Source organism: Streptomyces sp. NPDC107654 (assembly GCF_055639035.1).
The window spans coordinates 57,266-76,167 of the sequence record NZ_JBVKBI010000023.1 but is presented as its reverse complement, the minus strand read 5'-3'; the positions used below and the strand labels follow the sequence as shown (position 1 = coordinate 76,167).

Below are 18,902 nucleotides of genomic sequence, written 5' to 3'. Positions count from 1 at the left end.
ACTGGTACAGACCAAGGCGGTTGAGTGGGCGCAACCCCCCACCCGGCCGTTCCCGCCCCCGTGCGGGTGCGGCCGTGCTGCGCAAAGGAGTTGGTCCGTGCCGAAGCACCGCATCGCCGCCCTCCTGACCTCACTCGCCCTGGGCGCCTCCGCCCTGGTGCTCCAGGCGGCCCCCACGGCCTCCGCGGCGGGCTTCGTGGTCAGCGAGACGCAGTTCAACCAGATGTTCCCGAACCGGAATTCCTTCTACACCTACAGCGGCCTGACCGCCGCCCTCGGCGCCTACCCCGGCTTCGCGAACACCGGCAGCGACACCGTGAGGAAACAGGAGGCCGCCGCCTTTCTCGCCAACGTCGGCCACGAGACCGGCGGGCTGGTGTACGTGGTCGAGCAGAACACCGCCAACTACCCGCACTACTGCGACTGGAGCCGCCCGTACGGCTGCCCGGCGGGACAGGCGGCGTACTACGGGCGCGGCCCCATCCAGCTCTCCTGGAACTTCAACTACAAGACCGCCGGGGACGCACTCGGCATCGACCTGCTCAACAACCCGAACCTGGTCCAGAGCAACGCGTCCGTCGCCTGGAAGACCGGCCTGTGGTACTGGAACACCCAGACCGGGCCCGGCACGATGACCGCGCACAACGCCATGGTGAACGGCGCCGGCTTCGGTCAGACCGTACGCAGCATCAACGGTTCCCTGGAATGCGACGGCAAGAATCCCGCGCAGGTGCAGAGCCGCGTCTCCGCCTACCAGCGCTTCACCCAGATCCTCGGCGTCTCGCCCGGCGCCAACCTGTACTGCTGACCCGCCCCGGAGCCGGGCGCCGTCTGCGAGACTCCGCGGATGACCGCAGAAACGATCACCGCAGACGCCTCCGGCACCTGGCTGCTCGGCGACCTGCCCGTCCACCGCATCGGCCTCGGCGCGATGCGGCTGACGGGCAGTGCCGCCTTCCACAACGGCACCCCGAGCGACCGGGAACGCTCACTCGCCGTCCTGCGCAAGGCCGTCGAACTGGGCGTCAACCACATCGACACGGCGGCCTTCTACTTCTCCTCGCTGCGCAGCGCGAACGAACTCGTCAACACCGCGCTGTCCCCGTACGGCGACGACCTGGTCATCGCCGCCAAGGTCGGCCCCTACCGGGACTACCACGGCGAGTGGGGCACCTCCGCCCGGCCCGACGAACTGCGCGGGCACGTCGAGGAGAACCTGCGCCAGCTCGGCCGCGACCATCTCGACCTCGTCTACCTCCGCCGGATGAGCCAGGACTCCATCACCGAACACTTCGGTGCCCTCGCCGAGTTGCGCGAGGCGGGCCTGATCCGGCACCTCGGGATCTCCGGAGTCGAACCCCGGCACCTCGCCGAGGCCATGGAGATCGCGCCGGTGGTGAGCGTGCAGAACCGGTACGCCGTGGACCGTCCCGACCCGGTCGGCGACGAGGTCCTGCGGCTGTGCGGAGCGCACGGCATCGCCTTCGTCCCCTTCTACGCCGTGGCCGGAGCGGCCGGGGAGCACGGCGCGACCACCGCTCACGGCGACGCCGTACTCTCCGCCGCCCGGGCCCACGGCGTCAGCCCCGCCCAGGTCCGCATCGCCTGGACGCTGCACCAGGGTCCACACGTCCTCGCCATCCCGGGCACCGGCGACCCCGGCCACCTGGCCGAGAACGTCGCCGCGGGCGGGCTGCGGCTCACGGAGGAGGAACGGGCGCGGCTCGGCGCGGCCCGCGCCGGGGTGAGCTGACGCCGACGGCCGGACGGGGGCCGTGCACGCCCCGGGTGCGTACCGTCGTGTGATCGTGGGGCGGCCTGGACGGCGTCCGTGCGCGTTCCGGTGCCTGCCGTCGTGTGACGGTGGGGCGGCCCGACCGGGTCCGCGCACGCCCCGGTGCGTACGGTCGTACGACCGCGGGGCGGCCCCGGCTGGCTACCATCGGGTGGACGGAGACAGGCCCGGACCACCGGACCAGGACGGGGTGAGGAACCTTCCCATGAGCGACGCCAAGGACGAACGCCGGCCGGCCGGCGAACTCGAAGCGAGCGTCATGGCCGTGCTCTGGGCCGCCGACGCGCCCCGGACGCCCGGCCAGGTCCAGCAGAGCCTCGGCGTGGACCTCGCCCGTACGACGGTGACGACGATCCTCACCCGGCTGCACGAGAAGGGGGTCGTGGACCGGCAGCGCCAGGGCCGCGGCTACGCCTACTCTCCCGCGGGGGACGTCCAGGACGCCCACGGTCTCACCGCCCGCCGTATGCACAGCGAACTGGACCGGGACAGCGACCGCGAGACGGTGCTCGCCCGCTTCGTCGCCCAGCTCAGCCCGGACGACGAACGGGTTCTGCGGGACCTGCTCGAATCCGACGGCCGATGACCGTGATGACCGTACTGCTGCTGCTGCTGCTCCTGCTTCCGCTGCTGCTGCCGTGCGCCCTGCCGGCCCTGGCCCGCCGGGCCCTGGGCCGGCTGGACCCCGTCGTCGCGCTGTGGTCCGTCACCGGCTGCGCGGTGCTCCTCGCCGGCTGCTCGCTCGCCGCGCTCGGCGCGTTCGTCCTGATCGGCATGCTCGAACTGCCGGTCTTCGCCGCGCTCGGCGAACTCGTCCACCCCCTGCGCACCGCCTCCGACCTCTACGTCGTCCCGGCCGCCGTCGCCTCGGCCGCCGCACTGGCCGTCTCCGGCTGGTCCCTGGTCAGCTCGGCGCTGCGGCAGGGCCGAGCCTTCCGGGCGGCCCGGGCCGAGGCCGCGCGCGGGTCCGGCGCCGGTGACCTGTGCGTGGTGGACTCGCCGCACCCCGACGCCTACGCCCTGCCGGGCCGGCCGCACCGGGTCGTCGTCACCACCGCGATGCTGCGCAGCCTGGACGGCCCCGAGCGGGAGGTGCTGCTCGCGCACGAGCGGGCCCACAACGCGGGCGGCCACCACGTCGCGCTCGCCGCCGCCGAACTCGCGGCCCACTGCCATCCCGCGCTGCGCCGGGTCCGGGCCACGGTACGGCTCGCCGCCGAGCGCGCCGCCGACGAGGCCGCCGCGGCGACGGTCGGCGACCGGCGTCTGACCGCCCGCGCCATCGCCCGCGCCGCCCTCGCCGGCCCCACCGCGCGCCACGGCCTCCTCCCCGGGGCGGCCACCGGGCCCGTCCCGCGCCGCGTCCAGGCCCTGCTGGCCGCCCCGCGCCCCCCGCGCGCCCGCGCGGCCCGCACCGTCGCCGTGCTCCTCGTCGCCTGCACGGCCCTGTCCTGCGCGGCATCGGCCACCGCAACGGCCGACGTCCACCACCGCGTGGAGGTCGCCCAGGGCGAGGAGGCGCCCTGAGGATGGCGGGAGCACGCTGAAGCGGATCCCTGAGAACCCCGGGGAAGGGGTCTCGAGGAGGGGGAGGAGGCCCTGAGGAGGGGAAGGAGCCCCTGAGGCGGGCCCGTGGGAAGCGGGGCGAGAAGGCGCCTGCCGGCCGGGGGAGGCCCCCTGAGAAGAGTGCCCGCCGATCGCCGCGCGTCGCGTCGGATGCCGTAGAGCCCCGGCGGTACGGGCGTGCCCGGCTGCGGGGGCCGCAGAGCCACGGCGGCGAGGCCGTACCTGGCTGCGGGAGCGGCGGAGCCCCGGCGGTGGATGCCCCGTCCGGTTGCGAATGCCGTAGAGCCCCGGCGGCACGGCCGTGCCTGTCCGCGGATGCCGTGGGAAGTCCCGGCGGCCCGGCCAGGCCAGCCCAGGCCAGGCCCGGTCTGGGCGCCGTGAAGCCCCGGCGGCAAGGTGCCAGGCCCGGTACGGAAGCCGTGAAGCCCCGTCAGCCATGCCGCGCCTGGCCGCGGTGCCGTGAAGCCTGGCGGCCATGCATGCCGCGCCTCGCCCCCGGCGCCCGGGGAGAGCGCCTGAGGGGGAGCGGGGAACCCCTCTCCGGCCTCCCGCGCGCGCCCGGGGACACGGAGACCCGCCTGGCGAGAACGCGCCCCTCGCCCCGACCTCAACCCCTCCCCGTCACCTCGCGGCACCGCGTTCGTGACGCGCGTAAAACCGGACTGGCGCGCAGCAGGTTTTACGTATAACCTCACCGGCTAACCCGTCCCACCGGAAGGTCGCCATGCGCCGCGTCGCCCTGGTCACCCTCGTCGTGCACGACTACGACGAGGCCATCCGCTTCTACACCGAGGCCCTCGGATTCCGTCTCGTCGAGGACGCCCCGCGTCCCGACGGCTCGCGCTGGGTCGTGGTCGAGCCCGGCGGCGACGGCACCGGCACCGGACTGCTCCTGGCCCGGGCCAAGGACGAGGACCAGCGGGCCCGCGTCGGCGACCAGACCGGCGGGCGCGTCGGCTTCTTCCTGCACACCGACGACTTCGCCCGCGACCACGCCCGGATGACCGCCGCCGGCGTGACCTTCCTGGAGGAGCCGCGCCACGAGCCGTACGGCTCGGTCGCCGTCTTCCAGGACCTGTACGGCAACCGCTGGGACCTGCTCCAGCCCGCCGGCCACTGATCCGCCCCGCACCACCTGCCCGAGGACCTGAGGAAACGAAACGCCCATGACCGCGTCCCGCATCGACACCGAGACCCTCCGCCGGCTCCCCAAGGCCGTCCTGCACGACCACCTCGACGGCGGCCTGCGCCCCGCCACCGTCGTCGAACTCGCGGACGCGGTCGGCCACACCCTGCCCACCACCGACCCGGACGAGCTGGCCGCCTGGTACTTCGAGGCCGCCAACTCCGGCGACCTGGTGCGCTACATCGCCACCTTCGAGCACACCCTCGCCGTCATGCAGACCCGCGAGGGCCTGCTGCGCACCGCCGAGGAGTACGTCCTCGACCTCGCCGCCGACGGCGTCGTCTACGCCGAGGTCCGCTACGCCCCCGAGCTGAACACCGCCGGTGGGCTGGCGATGAGCGAGGTCGTGGAGACCGTCCAGGAGGGCCTCGCGGCCGGCATGGCCAAGGCGGCCGCCGCCGGCACCCCCGTCCGCGTCGGCACCCTGCTGTGCGGCATGCGGATGTTCGACCGCGTCCGCGAGGCCGCCGACCTGGCCGTCGCCTACCGTGACGCCGGTGTCGTCGGCTTCGACATCGCCGGTGCCGAGGACGGCTTCCCGCCCGCCGACCACCTGGCCGCCTTCGAGCACCTGCGCCGCGAGAACGTGCCCTTCACCATCCACGCCGGTGAGGCCCACGGCCTGCCCAGCATCCACCAGGCCCTCCAGGTGTGCGGTGCCCAGCGCATCGGCCACGGTGTGCGTCTCACCGAGGACATCCCGGACCTCGCGGCCGGCAAGCTCGGCCGCCTCGCCTCCTGGGTCCGCGACCGCCGCATCGCCCTGGAGATGTGCCCCACCTCCAACCTCCAGACCGGCTGCGCCACCTCCATCGCCGAGCACCCCATCACCGCCCTGAAGGACCTCGGCTTCCGGGTCACCCTCAACACCGACAACCGTCTGGTCTCGGGGACGACGATGACCCGGGAGATGTCCCTGCTGGTCGAGGAGGCCGGCTGGACGGTCGAGGACCTGCGCACGGTGACCGTGAACGCCCTCAAGAGCGCGTTCATCCCGTTCGACGAGCGCAAGGCCCTCATCGAGGACGTGGTCCTCCCGGGGTACGCGAACGCGCTCTAGACGAGACCCCTGAGGTAGGCGGCCTGTCCGATGTGCTGGAGGTCGTCGGACAGGACGCTCACCAGGCGGACGCCGAGCGTCACCGGGGGGTCCCAGCGTTCGTCCACGACGCGTTCGAGATCCTTGGCGGCCAGCGTGCGCAGGGCGACGAGGGTCTGCTCGTGGACGGCGTCGTAGTACCCGGTCAGCAGGTCGGCCGACGCCACCCGCACCTTGGCGACCTTGGCCGGGGTGTGCCCGTAACCCGTGTCGTGCCGGGGCAGGTCGAGGCCGAACCGCTTCTCCCAGTCCTGGGAGAGCCACACCTGGTCGAGATCGAACGCGTCCGCGACATGGTCGTCCTGCACGCGCGTCAGGTGCCAGACCAGCCAGGCGATGGTGTTGGCCTCGGGGGACGGGCGGTGGTGCAGCTGGTCCGGGCCGAGGCCGTCGAGGACGGCTTGGACTTCTTCCTGGATGCGGCCGTAGCCGTCGATGAGGATGTCCTTTGCATGCATACCGTCCACCATCGCAAACCAGCGCCGCTCACGCGCCTCGTCGGCCGGATTCCGGCGGCCACCGGCCCTCGTCGCGCGGCCAGGCCTCCCTCGTCGCGTGGTCGGGGCTCCTCGTCAGGCGTTCAGGGCTCCCGTTTCGAGCAGCGTGACCAGTGCTCGCGCGGCCGGGCTCGTGGCCCGCTCCGGCGGCAGCAGGGCGACCGTCTCGTACTCCGCCTCGCCCACGCCCTTCAGCGGGAGCGCCGCGAGCGCCGGCCGTTTGTGCCGGAAGTGCCGGGGTACGACGGCGATCCCCAGGTTCTCGTCCACCAGGTCCAGCAGGCTGTGCACGTCGTTGACCTCCAGGGCGACCGTGCGCCGGACGCCGGCCCCGGTGAACGCGGCGTCGGTGGTGCGGCGCGGGCCCCAGTCGGGGTGGAAGTCCACGAAGACCTCCCCGGCGAGGTCGTCCGGGCCCGGCACGGCCGGGGCGGAGGCCAGGCGGTGGTTCGGGTGGCACAGCACGGTCATCGGCTCGCTGGTCAGCGGCACGGAGCGCAGCTGGTCGGTGTCCGCCTGGGTACGGTAGGCGAACGCCAGGTCGAGCCGCCCGGCGGCGACATCCTCCGCCAGCGCGCCCGAACCGGCCTGCCGCAGCCGGATCTCCACGTCCGGGTGCCGGCCCCGGAAGGCCGCCAGCAGCCGGGCCACCTGCACCCCGGCGATGCACTGCTCGGTGCCGAGGGCCAGCGTGCCCCGCAGCACGCCCTGCACCGCCGCCACCGCCTCGTGCGCCGAACGCACCTGCGCCAGGATCCGCTCGGCCTCCACCAGCAGCGCCCGCCCCGCCTCGGTGAGCGTCACCCGACGCGTGGTCCGCACGAACAGCGGCGCCCGCAGCTCCCGCTCCAGCGCGCGGATGGACGCCGACAGGCCCGACTGGGACACCATCAGGCGTTCGGCGGCCCGGGTGAAGTGCTGGTCCTCGGCGACCGCGACGAAGTGCTGGAGATGACGCAGTTCCATGATTGAGAAGGCTAACCGCTGAATCCCATCGGATTCTTCTGTTGGACCGCTTCCCGCCGCCCGGGGAAGAGTGGCACCGGTAGATCGTGTGCCAACCCCTCTGGAGTCGCGTTGTACACCGCACACCCCGACCGCTACGCCGAGATGCCCTACCGGCGCACCGGACGCAGCGGACTGAAGCTGCCCGCCCTGTCGCTCGGCCTGTGGCACAACTTCGGGCCGGACCGTCCCGTCGAGACCCAGCGGGCCATCCTGCGCCGCGCGTTCGACCTCGGCATCACCCACTTCGACCTCGCGAACAACTACGGTCCGCCGCCCGGGGCCGCCGAGTCCGCCCTCGGCGAGGCGCTGAAGGCGGACTTCGCGGGCTACCGGGACGAGCTGGTGATCTCCACCAAGGCCGGCTATCTGATGTGGCCCGGCCCGTACGGCGAGTGGGGCTCGCGCAAGTACGTGCTGTCCTCGCTCGACCAGAGCCTGAAGCGGCTGGGCCTGGAGTACGTCGACGTCTTCTACTCGCACCGCTTCGACCCGGACACCCCCCTGGAGGAGACGATGGGTGCCCTGCACTCGGCGGTGCGGCAGGGCAAGGCCCTCTACGTCGGCGTCTCCAACTACTCCGCCGAGCAGACCCGTGAGGCCGCGCGCATCCTCGGCGAGCTGGGCACCCCGCTCCTCATCCACCAGCCGCGCTACTCGATGCTCGACCGGCGTCCGGAGGACGAGGGCCTGCTCGACACCCTGGACGCGCTCCAGGTCGGCTCCATCGCGTACTCCCCGCTGGAACAGGGCCTGCTCACCGGCCGCTACCTCGACGGCATCCCGGAGGACTCCCGGGCCGCGAGCGACAGCCCGTTCCTGAACTCGGACGCGGTCACGGAGGACCTCGTCGCCCGGCTGCGCGCGCTCGACGAGATCGCGAAGTCCCGCGGCCAGACGCTGGCCCAGCTCGCCCTGGCCTGGGTGCTGCGCGGCGGCCGGGTGACCTCCGCCCTGGTCGGCGCGAGCAGCGCGCGGCAGATCGAGGACAGCGTCGAGGCAGTCCGCAACCTGGACTTCGACACCGAGGAACTGGCGCGCATCGACGCGATCGTCCGGCCGTAGCACCGGACGGCCGGCCCCGGAGGGCTGCGCGCGTCCGGTGCCGCGATCGCCCGGTGCCCGGGACCGTTCGGTGCCGCGCCCGCCTGGCGCCGCGTCCGCCCGGTACTACGCCCATCCGGTGCCAGGGCCATCCGGTGCTACGGGCGGCCGGTGCTACGGCCGTCGCTGCCGGGACCGTCCGAGGCGCGTTCCCGGTGGCGCCGTCAGGCGCCGGCCGGCACCCGGTCGAGGAATCCCAGGACCTGCCGGATGCGGCCCTCGGCGTCCAGGGTGATCACGTCGAACCCGGCCACCGGCGCCGGCCCTCCCCCGGAGGGGGTACCCCCGGCCTCGTTCACCAGCTCCCAGCCGAAGCGCGCGGTGTCGTGGTGGCCGTCGACCGCGCCGAGCGGGCGGAACACGAAGCCCGGGAACTGCTCGTGGGCCGCCGCGATGACGGCCGCGATCCGCTCGTGGCCGCGGACGTCCACGAGCGGGTCGGTGTAGCCGCCGTCCGGGGCCCACGCGGCCGCGACGGCCTTCGCGACGGCCTCCGGTCCGGAGGCGTTCCAGGCCTCGAAGTAGCGGGCGGCGGCGTTCTCGTGACGGTCGGTGCGCACGGTCATGGCGAAGCTCCTCCATCGAGGTCGTCTCTGCTGGTCAGGACCCGGGTCGGGGTTTCGCCGATCCGGTGTGACCACCATGCGGGAGAAGCGGCGGCCGGGTCGATTACCTCGAAGGTCATGCGCGGGCGCCGTGCGGACGCCTCATTCCGGCCAGAACAGGCGCGGAATATGCCAGGAGACTGGCCGGAAAGTCATGGTGACAGTGATTCAGTAGTGAACATACTCGACTGTACGGACTTCACTTGGCGCGAGGTTCCGATCACGCACCGCACATGATCCGCATCGAGGCGAGGCCGTCCCGCAGGCGAACGACCGCGACGGGGGAGCGCGCATGCACGACGAATTCCTGTGCCATGTCACCGCGTACGGCGTCTGCGGCGGGCAGCGCATCGGAGTGCCACTCGGGACCTACCGCGCTCCCACCCTGGCCCTCGCCCTGTGGTGGCTGCGCGACCGCGCCAACTGGATCGCCGACCGCCTCGACCCCCGGCCCGAGGCCGGGCACTTCCCGGCCGGCTCGCTCGTGCCGGTCGCCGACACCGTGCCCGACGTGTCCTTCGTGCTGCGCGCCTGGTGCGGTGACCCGGCCCGGCAGGAAAGCGTCGCCGACCAGCTGGCCGCGGGCCGGCTGGTGCGGATCGCGACCGGCGACGAGACCACCGAGTACGAACTGCTGGCGGAGTCCGTCGACGCGCTGCGCATGCAGCGGACGGTGCCCGGCCTCGTCGTACCGGTCGCCTGACCGACCGTCCCCCTGCCCCCGTCTTCCTCCCCTGCAACTCCCCGTGCCGCCCTCTCGCCCCTCGCGCGGGGCGCACATCTGAACGAATCGATAGAATTCCGGCATGGCTGAGTGGCCGGTCGTCCCGACCGCACCCGCACTCGTCCTGGCGACCGAGACGGGCCCCGCGGTGACCCCCGACGTGGAAGCGGGCCGGCGATGAAGACCCCCGGGTTCCGGCCCACGCACGTCGTCCCGCCGCACGGACTGCCCGCCTGGGAGGCCCCGGACCCGGCGCGGCCCACCGTGCCCCTGGACCCGCTGCTGCCGGTGCAGCTCGTGGAGCGGCGCGGCGACTGGGGGTACATCCGCTGCGCCAACGGCTGGGCCGCCTGGGTCGACGGCCGGCTCCTCGTCGCCCTGCCCGACGACCCGCCCGCCGCCGCCGAGCCCGAGGCCACCACCGATCCGCGCCCCCTGCTCGCCCGGCTGGAGCAGGCCCTGGCCGACTACCGGGCCGCCGTGGAGGACCTGGCGGCCGGCGGTCTGGACGGGGAGGCCTTCGACCTCCGCACCGGGGGCCTGCGGATCGGGCTCGTCGTCGACGGCGCCTCCATGTGGCTGTACGACGCACAGGAGGAGCGGTGGGTGTACGGCGACGGACGGAGGCTGAGCACCTACGCCACCGACGTCTCGGTCACCGGGGAGGACGACCCCGACCGCGCCTCCGCCCGGCTGGTCGCGCCCGAGGGTGAGCGCTGATGTCGAGCGAGGCCGGCCTGTTCGCCGGCCGCCCCTCGGAACTGATCGGCCGGCAGGTGGCGAGCTACCTGATCGAGAGCGAGGTCGGGCGTGGCGGGATGGCGGTCGTCTACCGTGCCCGCGACCTGCGCCTCGGCCGCACCGTCGCGCTGAAACTGCTCGCCCCGGAACTGGCCCGCAACGACACCTTCCGCAAGCGTTTCACCCACGAGTCCCAGGTCGCCGCGGCGATCGACCACCCGCACATCGTGCCGGTCTTCGAGGCCGGCGAGACCGACGGGGTGCTGTACATCGCCATGCGCTACGTCCCCGGCAGCGACCTGCGCCACCTCCTCGACGTGCGGGGCCCGCTGCCGCCGCCGGACGCGGTGCGCATCGCCGCCCAGGTGGCCTCCGCCCTGGACGCCGCCCACGACCACGGCCTGGTCCACCGGGACGTCAAGCCCGGCAACATCCTGGTCGCCGAGGGCACCGACAGCGACCATCCCGAGTACGTGTACCTGACCGATTTCGGGCTCACGAAGAAGTCCCTCTCGCTGACCGGGTTCACCAGCGTCGGCCAGTTCGTCGGCACCCTCGACTACGTCGCCCCCGAGCAGATCGCCGGCCGCCCGGTCGACGGCCGCTGCGACGTCTACGGCCTGTCCTGCGTGGTCTACGAGACCCTCACCGGCCGCCCGCCGTTCCAGCGCGAGGACGACATGGCCCTGCTGTGGGCCCACCAGTACGACGAGCCGCCCGCGCCGAGCGCCGTCGGTCCCGGTCTCTCCCCGGCCGTCGACTCCGTGTTCGCCCGCGCCCTGGCCAAGAGCCCGGACGCCCGCCACGACACCTGCCGGGAGTTCGTCGCCGCCCTGCGCGCGGCCACGACCGCGACGACCGCCGCGCCGCCGGAAAGCCGCACGGATGCGGAGCCGGCGCCCTCCCGGCCGCCCGAGCCCGCGCCCTGGCCCCCGAACTGGGCGGCACCGGTGTTCGGCGCCGGCCCGCGCTAGAGGCCGTTCGCGGGTGGGCCCCCGCGTCCCCGGCTTGAGCGGTCCGATACTCCGTCACACAATGGTGTCAGTGTGCAGCCAAACAGCCCACAGCGGGTTTGACGAAACCTGACGGGATCATCCGAGCGAAGCCGCGCATCGCGACGGGAAGTAGGGCTCGTGAGCGTCGACCCTCCGTCCTCTGGCCGTCCCACAGGCCCGCCCTCCGGCCCCCTGTCGGGCTCGTCCCGGCCGCCCGCCGGCCCGCCGCCCTCGCCGCCGCCCGCCGGTGGCGGCGGACACAGGGAGCCGCACGGCCCCTGGTGGAAGTCGGTGCCCCGGGTGGCGGCGCTCACCGCGGCCCTGATCGCCTGCGCGGCCCTCGCGGTGTTCTTCACCCGTCCGGGCGGCGGCGGAACCTCCGCGCAGAGCGGCGAGGTCTTCCTGGAGGCCGCCAACAGCACCGGCCAGGACCCCTTCACCGAGTCCACCGCGACGACGCAGGGAAGCGCCACCGCACCGGGCAAGTCCAGCGAGCCCGGGAAGTCGACCGCGCCGGGCGAACCCGCCACGCCGGGGAAGTCCACCGCACCGGGCCGCCCCACCGCGCCCCGGAGCACCGCATCCCTGCCGGTCAGTACCCCGCAGGAGGGAGCCAACGAGGTGCGCGGGGTGCAGGGCGGGGCGCCCGGCCTCTACGGCGGCACCCGGAAGACGCCCAGCTGTGACGTCGAACGGCAGATCAGGGCCCTCCAGGCCGACGCGAACAGGAACCGGGCCTTCGCCAGGTCGATCGGCGTCCAGCCCGCCGGCGTCCCCGGCTACCTCCGCTCCCTCACCTCCGTGCAGTTGCGCGCCGACACCCGCGTCACCAACCACGGCTACCGCAACGGCAGCGCCACCAGCTACCAGTCCGTCCTGCAGAGCGGTACCGCCGTCCTGGTCGACGCGCACGGCGTGCCCCGGCTGCGCTGCGCCTGCGGCAACCCGCTGATGGAACCGGTCGCCCAGAGCGCCGCGCCCCGGCTGGTCGGCCGGCAGTGGCCCTCGTACCGGTCCACGAACGTCGTCGTGGTGCAGCCCGCCCCGGTGGTCGTCAAGGTCTTCGTGATCTACGACACCCACCACCACATGTGGGTGAACCGCCACCGCGGCTACGCGAACGTCCGGTACGACGCGCACGGCAAGCCGCCGAAGTACCCGGACCCGTGGAAGGCCCCGTTGCCGTGCGCACCGGGTACGAGCAGTAGGCCCGGTTCCGCCTGTCCGCCGGCCTCGTCCGGGATCACCACGTCACCGGCCTCCCCGTCGCCCTCGACCTCACCGGGTTCGACACCACCGACGGGTTCCACGTCCTCGTCGCCCTCGAAGTCGACGTCACCTTCCTCGGAATCGTCGAAGCCGTCGGAGAAGCCGTCGGAGAAGCCGTCGGAGAAGTCGTCGTCGCCGCCGAAGTCCCAGTCGCCGTCGAGCGAGAAAGGCTCGGCGACCGAGTCCCCGTCCAAGGAATCGCCGTCGAAGGAGTCCCCGTCGAAGGAGTCGCCGTCCAAGGAGTCCCCGTCGAAGGAGTCCCCGTCGAAGGAGTCGCCGTCCAAGGAGTCCCCGTCCAAGGAGTCGCCGTCCAAGGAATCCCCGTCCGGCGAGTCGTCGGTTCCGTCGGCTCCATCGGCTCCATCGGCTCCGTCGGCCCCGTCGGCCGGTTCGCCGTCGACGAAGCAGTCCGGTGCCTCGCCCGAGGCACCGGCCCGCTCCGAGAGCCGGCAGCAGACGCAGGAACAGCAGACCCAACAGCAGCACACGCAGGAACAGCAGCAGAACCAGCAGCAGGGGCAGTAGTGCCCTCCCGGGGCGTGAGCCGCCACGGCGGCCCGCCCCGGTCGCATGCAGTGACACTCGCCACTGTGCGCGCTGGGCGAACGTATCCGGTGGACTGGGGGGCCGAGCTCGGGGTACGAGGACTGGTGCACCATCGACCGGCCGGACCGGGTTTTCCCAGAAGGACAGAATGATCGAGCACCTGGGCGGGGCAGTGATACCGACTGGTTTCGACGTACCCGTGGAACCATTGCGCAACGCGGCGCACTACACCGGTGAACCCGGATGCATCGCCGAGGCCCGTGCCTTCGCGTCCCGGTTTCTCCAGCAGCTGCGCACCGAGTGGTGCGCCACCGCGGACGCCCGGGCCGACGGCGAGCTCCTTCTCATGGTCAGCGAGCTGGTCACCAACGCCGACCGGCACAGCAACGGCCCGTACATCCTGGAGCTGGAGGGCACGGACACCTCGGTCACGGTGTCCGTGTACGACAGCAGCAGCGCCCTGCCCCGCCGCTTCCCGAAGGACCCCGAGCGCGTCGGGCGGCACGGTCTGGAGATCGTGTACGCCCTCGCCTCGGAGCTGACCGTCGAACGCGTGCCCGTGGGCAAGCGGGTGCGAGCCGTCTTCCAGCTGCGACGCGACTGAGCGGCGGCGAGGCCGAGCGGTGCGCCGACGGCGTGGTGTGTCAGGCGCAGCCCAGCTCGCCGAGCATCCCCTGCCGCAGCCGGGCGATGATCCGCTTGATCAGGCGGGAGACATGCATCTGGGAGCAGCCGAGCTGCTCGCCGATCTCCGCCTGGGTCGCCTCCTCGACGAACCTGAGGTGGATGATCTGCCGGTCACGGTCGCTCAGCTCCGCCATCAGCGGGGCGAGCGCGTGGAAGTCCTCGACGAGCTGCAGACCCTCCTCCTCCACACCGATGAAGTCGGCGAGCACCGCCTCGCCGTCCTCCGGGCCGTCGCCGGTGAGCGCCGCGTCCAGGGAAGCCGAGTTGTAGCCGTTGGAGGCCAGCTGGGCCTCGACGACCTGGTGCTCGGTGAGGTTCATCAGCGTGGCCAGCTCGGCGACCGTCGGGTCCCGGTCCAGGCGGCTCGACAGCTCCTCGCGGGCCTTGGCCAGCTCCACGCGCAGCTCCTGGAGCCGGCGCGGAACGTGCACGGCCCAGGTGGTGTCACGGAAGAACCGCTTGATCTCGCCGACGATGTAGGGCAGAGCGAAGGAGGTGAACTCGACCTCGCGCGCCAGTTCGAACCGGTCGATGGCCTTGATCAGGCCGATCATCCCGGTCTGGACGATGTCCTCCATGTCGTCGCCGCGGCCACGGAAGCGTCCGGCCGCGAACCGCACCAGTGACATGTTCATCTCGATGAGGGTGTTGCGCGCGTACTGGTACGCGGGCGTCCCCTCCTCCAGCTCGGTCAGGCGGCGGAAGAACTGGCGGGACAGCTCCCGTGCGTCCCGTGGCGCGACGGACGCCGGGTCCGCGATGCCGGGAAGCGACCCGTCGCCCGTCCTGTCCTGCACGGTCTGTTCGACGACCTCTGCGTCCGACCGGATCCCGGCGGCGGTGTTCATTACCTCTCCCACGAAAGTCACGGTTCCGACATCTCCCTGTACGGCCTGACTGCCGGTTTCCCGCACAGGCCGTTCTGTGCGGGTACCCGTTCTGCGGGGGTTCAAGCAGGTCCGCAGAGCCGCTCACGGCCCGGGTACCCACGGTGACGCCACGCATGCACCCCTCCGCCCGCACTGGCGCGAAACGGTCGGTGCGCCGCGAGGGTTTCCCGCAGAGCGCAATCCTGCTCCCTCGTTCCGGGACGGCACCGATCCTAGGCTGACGGGATGAGCAACCCGGTGAGTGAAGAAGCCCGTGTCATTCCACTGCGACCGGCGCCCGCCCGGCCGGCCGCTCCGGAGACCGAGCCCGCCCCCAGGGAGCCACTGTGGCGGGATCTCGTCGGTGAGGTGCTGCGCAGGGAGCGGAAGGCGCAGGACCGCACGCTCAAGGACGTGGCCGACGCCGCCCGGATCTCGCTGCCCTACCTGTCCGAGATCGAGCGGGGACGCAAGGAGGCCTCGTCCGAGGTGCTGGCGGCCGCGGCCCACGCGCTCGGCCTGGGCCTCGGGGACCTGCTGTCGCTGGTGCACGGCGAGCTGACCCGGCGCACCGCCGGGCGGCCCTCGCCCGCCGCCGCTCCGCACCGGCCGTACCGGGGGCTCTGTCTGGCGGCCTGATCCGTCACGTCTCCCCGCGGCTGCCGGAAGCGCGATGAGTTTCGGCGCGTGCGGGAGTCGACAGACACGACCGCGTTCCACGCCCCAGGAGGTGCTCATGTCCACCGACGGATTCATCACGTGTCTCTGGTTCGACGGCCAGGCGGAGGAGGCCGCGCACCACTACGTCTCGATCTTCAAGGACTCCCGCGTCGGGAACGTCGTCCGGTGGCCGGAGTCCGGTCGCGGCCCGGCCGGCTCCGTGCTGACCGTGGAGTTCACGGCCAACGGCCAGCGGTTCGTCGCCCTCAACGGCGGCCCCGAGTTCGGCTTCAACGAGGCCGTCTCCTTCCAGATCCTCTGCTCCGGCCAGGAGGAGATCGACCACTACTGGACGAAGCTCACCGAGAACGGCGGCGAGGGCGGCCAGTGCGGCTGGCTCAAGGACCGGTACGGCGTCTCATGGCAGGTCGTCTACGCCCCCCTCCTCGGCATGATCGCCGACCCGGACCAGGAAAAGGCCTCCCGCGCCCTCGACGCCATGATGGGCATGACCAAGCTGGACGCGGCGGTACTGGACAGGGCGTACGCGGGCGAGTAGCGGAAGCCGGCCGCGGGGCCGGCCGGAGGCGGGGCGCCGGAGGGCTCCGCGCGTCGTACGGGCAGTCGGCTCGGCGCGCGGGGCGGACCCCGCGTGGCTAGCGTGAACTGACGGGACAGACCACGTCAGGAGGGCCGGCAGCATGGCCGTGCAACCGGAAGGAACGCCCTGTTGGGCCGATGCGATGTTCAGTGACGTCGAGGGAGCCAAGCGGTTCTACGGCGACGTCCTCGGCTGGACCTTCGGCGAGTCGTCGTCGGAGCACGGCAACTACACCCAGGCCTACGCGCACGGCAAGGCCGTGGCCGCCGTCGTCCCGCCCATGCCCGGCCAGGAGGGCCACTCGCAGTGGTGCCTGTACCTCGCCTCGCCGGACGCGGCGGCCACCGCGGAGAGGATCCGGGAGAACGGCGGCGAGGTGCTGATGGAGCCGATGCGGGTCGGCGATTTCGGCACCATGTGCCTGGCCCGGGAGCCCAGCGGGGCCGTGTTCGGCGTGTGGCAGGCGGGCACCCACGAGGGCTTCGAGGCGACGGCCACGCCCGGCGCCTACTGCTGGGCCGAGGTCTTCACCAGGGAACCGGAGCAGGCGGACGCGTTCCTCTCCGCGGTCTTCCCGTACCGGATGAAGGAGATCGCGGACGACACGGTGGACTTCCGGATGTTCGAGGTCGGCGAGGACACCGTCCTCGGCCGGATGCGGATGACCGACGACTTCCCGCCGGAGGTGCCGTCGTACATCAACGTCTACTTCACCGTGGACGACTGCGACGCGGCCGTCGACCGGGCCGTCAAGCTCGGCGGGATCCTCCGCTTCGGGCCGATGAGCAGCCCCTTCGGCCGGTTCGCGGCGCTGAGCGACCCGCAGGGCGCGAACCTCTCGGTGATCGACATCACGACCACCGAGGGCGAGATGCCGGGAATCCGGGACGTCTGACCGGTCCCGGAACGGCACCCCCGCAGGCCATGGCATGATCGGGCCCATGCGTGAACGTGTGGTGGCCGCGTGCGACGGGGCTTCGAAGGGAAACCCCGGACCGGCCGGATGGGCGTGGGTGGTCTCGGACGGCGACGAGCGGACCCCCGCCCGCTGGGAGGCGGGCCCGCTCGGCCGGGCCACCAACAACGTCGCAGAGCTGACGGCCCTGGAGCGGCTGCTCACCGCCGTCGACCCGGACGTCGAGCTGGAGGTCCGGATGGACTCCCAGTACGCGATGAAGGCCGTCACCACCTGGCTGCCCGGCTGGAAGCGCAACGGCTGGAAGACCGCCGCCGGCAAGCCCGTCGCCAACCAGGACCTGGTGGTCCGCATCGACGAACTCCTCGGCGGCCGGTCCGTCGAGTTCCGCTACGTCCCCGCACACCAGGTCGACGGCGACCCGCTGAACGACTTCGCCGACCGCGCGGCCAGCCAGGCGGCCTCCGTCCAGGAGCCGGCCGGCAGCGCGCTCGGCTCGCCCGAGCCCCCGCCGTCGTCCGGCACCCCGGCGGCCGGGACATCGCGCGGGAAGGCACGCGGCCGCACCGGCGGCGCCGCTTCCGCGCGCAGCGGCGGGGCCGCGTCCTCCCGCACCATCAAGGCCAAGTTCCCGGGCCGCTGCCTGTGCGGCCGGTCCTACGCGGCCGGCGAGAAGATCGCCAAGAACGCGCAGGGCTGGGGCCACCCGGAGTGCCGTACCGCCGAGGTCTGATCAGACGTCGAAGGTGTAGTGCCTGGTGTGGTCCAGCATGTCCGCCGGGCGCACGGTGTTCCACGGCTTCATGGTGTCGTTCAGGTCCACCACGTTCGGCGTGCCGCCCGTCGGGACATAGGCGGAGTCCGGGTGCCGGCGCTGCCACTCGGCCCACAGCTTGTCGATGTAGGCGTGGTGCAGCCAGAACACCGGGTCGTTGGGGGAGACACCGGTGGCCATCTGCCCGCCGACCCACACGTGCACCCTGTTGTGCAGGTTGACCCCGCGCCAGCCCTCCAGGTGGTTGCGGAAGCCGTCCGAGGAGCTGTTGTACGGCGCCATGTCGTACGTCGCCATCGACAGCACCGACTCCACCTCGGCCCGCGTCGGCAGCTCCCGCACACCGGTGCCGAGCGAGCGGCGCAGGAACGTACGGCCGTCGACGCGCACGTTGATCGTCCAGTTCCCGGTGGACGCGGCGAACGGGCCGTCCATCACCCGGCCGTCGGTGCTGCGCCCGGTGCCGCCGAGGAAGTCCGGCGCCCACAGCGAGGCCCGCACCGTGCGGTCGGCGCTCCAGTCCCAGTAGGGCAGCGCGACCGAGGAGTCCACCGACTGCAGCGCCTCCTCGAAGTCGAGCAGGAATCTGCGGTGCCAGGGCAGGAAGGAGGGGGAGCGGTGGCCGGTCCGCTCACCGTTGTCGGTGTCCGACATGATGAACTCGTTGTGGGTGCGGACGAAGTCGTCGTAGCGTCCGCTGCGCTTCAGTTCGAGGACGGCGCCCACGAACCGCTTCTTCTCGTCGGCGGTGAGGGTGGCCTGGTTCTTGCGTACGGTCATGGTGCGGGGTGCTCCGGAAGTCCTTGCGAGGGCGGTCAGTTGGCGGGGAACGGCAGCAGCGTTGCGCCCTGCAGCTCGTCCACCGCGGCACGAGCGGCGGCGCGCGGGGTCGGCACCGGGTCGTAATGGCTGACGACGCTGATCCAGCTGCCGTCGGCGTTCTGCATCACGTGCAGCTGCACGCCGTCGACGAACACCCCGTAGCCGCCGCCGTGTTCGTGGTGGTGTCCGCCGCCGCTCGCCGGACGGCCCTGTATCCGGCGGCCCTTGTAGACCTCGTCGAAGGAATCGGGCGTGGTGGGCATGTGGTGGTCGGCGGCCGACGCGGCGGGCGCCGCGAGGGTGGCGACCGAGGCCGTCGCGGCGACGGCGGCTGCCGCGGTGAGCGCGCGACGCCGGGTGATGTCGGGCATGCGGGTCCTCCTGAAGAGTGGTTCGGTGGTGACGACGCATGCCTATCCGGATCATTGGGGGCGGGAGAA

Annotated in this window: 22 protein-coding genes; 16 read left to right on the top strand and 6 right to left on the bottom strand. The window is 72.6% G+C overall.

Annotated elements, in window-relative coordinates:
• The first annotated feature begins 139 nt into the window (after positions 1 to 139).
• The 6 genes from ACZ7N4_RS31050 to ACZ7N4_RS31025 all read left to right on the top strand — a co-directional run bounded on the left by ACZ7N4_RS31050 (position 140) and on the right by ACZ7N4_RS31025 (position 5,607).
• On the top strand, positions 140 to 808 hold the full coding sequence (locus ACZ7N4_RS31050) for a chitinase (RefSeq protein ID WP_471364879.1): 669 nt from the start codon (positions 140 to 142) through the stop codon (positions 806 to 808).
• Positions 809 to 847: 39 nt separating this feature from the next.
• Positions 848 to 1,753: an aldo/keto reductase gene (locus tag ACZ7N4_RS31045; protein WP_471364747.1), complete on the top strand. Its 906-nt coding sequence runs from the start codon at positions 848 to 850 to the stop codon at positions 1,751 to 1,753.
• 247 nt (positions 1,754 to 2,000) lie between these two features.
• Positions 2,001 to 2,381 carry a BlaI/MecI/CopY family transcriptional regulator gene (locus ACZ7N4_RS31040; RefSeq protein ID WP_471364744.1) on the top strand — a complete coding sequence of 127 codons (381 nt, stop codon included), beginning with the start codon at positions 2,001 to 2,003 and terminating at the stop codon, positions 2,379 to 2,381.
• A 5-nt stretch (positions 2,382 to 2,386) separates the two neighbouring features.
• Positions 2,387 to 3,322, top strand: coding sequence for a M48 family metalloprotease (locus ACZ7N4_RS31035; RefSeq protein WP_471364876.1), 936 nt, complete (start codon positions 2,387 to 2,389; stop codon positions 3,320 to 3,322).
• 763 nt (positions 3,323 to 4,085) lie between these two features.
• Positions 4,086 to 4,481, top strand: coding sequence for a VOC family protein (locus tag ACZ7N4_RS31030; RefSeq protein ID WP_471364742.1), 396 nt, complete (start codon positions 4,086 to 4,088; stop codon positions 4,479 to 4,481).
• A 46-nt stretch (positions 4,482 to 4,527) separates the two neighbouring features.
• Complete coding sequence (locus ACZ7N4_RS31025) at positions 4,528 to 5,607, top strand: adenosine deaminase (RefSeq protein ID WP_471364739.1); 1,080 nt, start codon at positions 4,528 to 4,530, stop codon at positions 5,605 to 5,607.
• On the opposite strand, the gene ACZ7N4_RS31020 is transcribed toward ACZ7N4_RS31025, so the two are convergent.
• Positions 5,604 to 6,104 carry a mycothiol transferase gene (locus tag ACZ7N4_RS31020; RefSeq protein WP_471364735.1) on the bottom strand — a complete coding sequence of 167 codons (501 nt, stop codon included), beginning with the start codon at positions 6,102 to 6,104 and terminating at the stop codon, positions 5,604 to 5,606. The two genes, ACZ7N4_RS31025 and ACZ7N4_RS31020, sit on opposite strands and share 4 nt — an antisense overlap.
• 114 nt (positions 6,105 to 6,218) lie before the next feature.
• Positions 6,219 to 7,109, bottom strand: a complete 891-nt coding sequence (locus tag ACZ7N4_RS31015) for a LysR family transcriptional regulator (protein ID WP_471364733.1) — start codon at positions 7,107 to 7,109, stop codon at positions 6,219 to 6,221.
• A 111-nt stretch (positions 7,110 to 7,220) separates the two neighbouring features.
• Here ACZ7N4_RS31015 and mgrA point away from each other — a divergent pair, with 111 nt between their 5' ends.
• Entirely contained in the window at positions 7,221 to 8,213 is a 993-nt protein-coding gene (gene mgrA, locus ACZ7N4_RS31010; RefSeq protein ID WP_471364728.1) for an L-glyceraldehyde 3-phosphate reductase, read from the top strand.
• Positions 8,214 to 8,416: 203 nt separating this feature from the next.
• On the opposite strand, the gene ACZ7N4_RS31005 is transcribed toward mgrA, so the two are convergent.
• On the bottom strand, positions 8,417 to 8,818 hold the full coding sequence (locus ACZ7N4_RS31005; RefSeq protein WP_471364725.1) for a nuclear transport factor 2 family protein: 402 nt from the start codon (positions 8,816 to 8,818) through the stop codon (positions 8,417 to 8,419).
• 331 nt (positions 8,819 to 9,149) lie between these two features.
• Between ACZ7N4_RS31005 and ACZ7N4_RS31000 the strand changes: the two genes are divergently transcribed.
• The 5 genes from ACZ7N4_RS31000 to ACZ7N4_RS30980 all read left to right on the top strand — a co-directional run bounded on the left by ACZ7N4_RS31000 (position 9,150) and on the right by ACZ7N4_RS30980 (position 13,736).
• The gene (locus ACZ7N4_RS31000; protein ID WP_471364723.1) at positions 9,150 to 9,560 is read left to right on the top strand and encodes a hypothetical protein; all 411 of its coding nucleotides are present in this window, start codon (positions 9,150 to 9,152) and stop codon (positions 9,558 to 9,560) included.
• A gap of 198 nt (positions 9,561 to 9,758) precedes the next feature.
• Entirely contained in the window at positions 9,759 to 10,301 is a 543-nt protein-coding gene (locus tag ACZ7N4_RS30995; RefSeq protein WP_471364720.1) for a hypothetical protein, read from the top strand.
• Positions 10,301 to 11,296, top strand: coding sequence for a serine/threonine-protein kinase (locus ACZ7N4_RS30990; RefSeq protein WP_471364717.1), 996 nt, complete (start codon positions 10,301 to 10,303; stop codon positions 11,294 to 11,296). The genes ACZ7N4_RS30995 and ACZ7N4_RS30990 overlap by 1 nt, the downstream gene beginning before the upstream one ends.
• Positions 11,297 to 11,455: 159 nt before the next feature.
• Entirely contained in the window at positions 11,456 to 13,111 is a 1,656-nt protein-coding gene (locus tag ACZ7N4_RS30985; protein WP_471364714.1) for a DUF6777 domain-containing protein, read from the top strand.
• Positions 13,112 to 13,280: 169 nt separating this feature from the next.
• Positions 13,281 to 13,736: an ATP-binding protein gene (locus ACZ7N4_RS30980; protein WP_471364711.1), complete on the top strand. Its 456-nt coding sequence runs from the start codon at positions 13,281 to 13,283 to the stop codon at positions 13,734 to 13,736.
• A gap of 40 nt (positions 13,737 to 13,776) precedes the next feature.
• Here the strand turns inward: ACZ7N4_RS30980 and ACZ7N4_RS30975 are convergent, their stop codons facing one another.
• Complete coding sequence (locus ACZ7N4_RS30975; protein ID WP_471364873.1) at positions 13,777 to 14,667, bottom strand: RNA polymerase sigma factor SigF; 891 nt, start codon at positions 14,665 to 14,667, stop codon at positions 13,777 to 13,779.
• Between the two features lie 267 nt (positions 14,668 to 14,934).
• On the opposite strand from ACZ7N4_RS30975, the gene ACZ7N4_RS30970 reads away from it, so the two are divergent.
• From ACZ7N4_RS30970 to ACZ7N4_RS30955, 4 genes are all read left to right on the top strand, one after another.
• Positions 14,935 to 15,327, top strand: a complete 393-nt coding sequence (locus ACZ7N4_RS30970; RefSeq protein WP_471364708.1) for a helix-turn-helix domain-containing protein — start codon at positions 14,935 to 14,937, stop codon at positions 15,325 to 15,327.
• A gap of 97 nt (positions 15,328 to 15,424) precedes the next feature.
• Complete coding sequence (locus ACZ7N4_RS30965) at positions 15,425 to 15,907, top strand: VOC family protein (RefSeq protein ID WP_471364705.1); 483 nt, start codon at positions 15,425 to 15,427, stop codon at positions 15,905 to 15,907.
• 142 nt (positions 15,908 to 16,049) lie between these two features.
• The gene (locus ACZ7N4_RS30960) at positions 16,050 to 16,844 is read left to right on the top strand and encodes a VOC family protein (RefSeq protein WP_471364702.1); all 795 of its coding nucleotides are present in this window, start codon (positions 16,050 to 16,052) and stop codon (positions 16,842 to 16,844) included.
• Between the two features lie 34 nt (positions 16,845 to 16,878).
• Positions 16,879 to 17,598: a ribonuclease H family protein gene (locus tag ACZ7N4_RS30955; protein WP_471364699.1), complete on the top strand. Its 720-nt coding sequence runs from the start codon at positions 16,879 to 16,881 to the stop codon at positions 17,596 to 17,598.
• Here the strand turns inward: ACZ7N4_RS30955 and melC2 are convergent, their stop codons facing one another.
• Positions 17,599 to 18,420 carry a tyrosinase MelC2 gene (gene melC2, locus ACZ7N4_RS30950; protein WP_471364696.1) on the bottom strand — a complete coding sequence of 274 codons (822 nt, stop codon included), beginning with the start codon at positions 18,418 to 18,420 and terminating at the stop codon, positions 17,599 to 17,601.
• A 35-nt stretch (positions 18,421 to 18,455) separates the two neighbouring features.
• A complete protein-coding gene (melC1, locus tag ACZ7N4_RS30945; protein ID WP_471364692.1) occupies positions 18,456 to 18,833 on the bottom strand; it encodes an apotyrosinase chaperone MelC1 in 378 nt (125 codons plus the stop codon).
• Between the last annotated feature and the right edge of the window lie 69 nt (positions 18,834 to 18,902).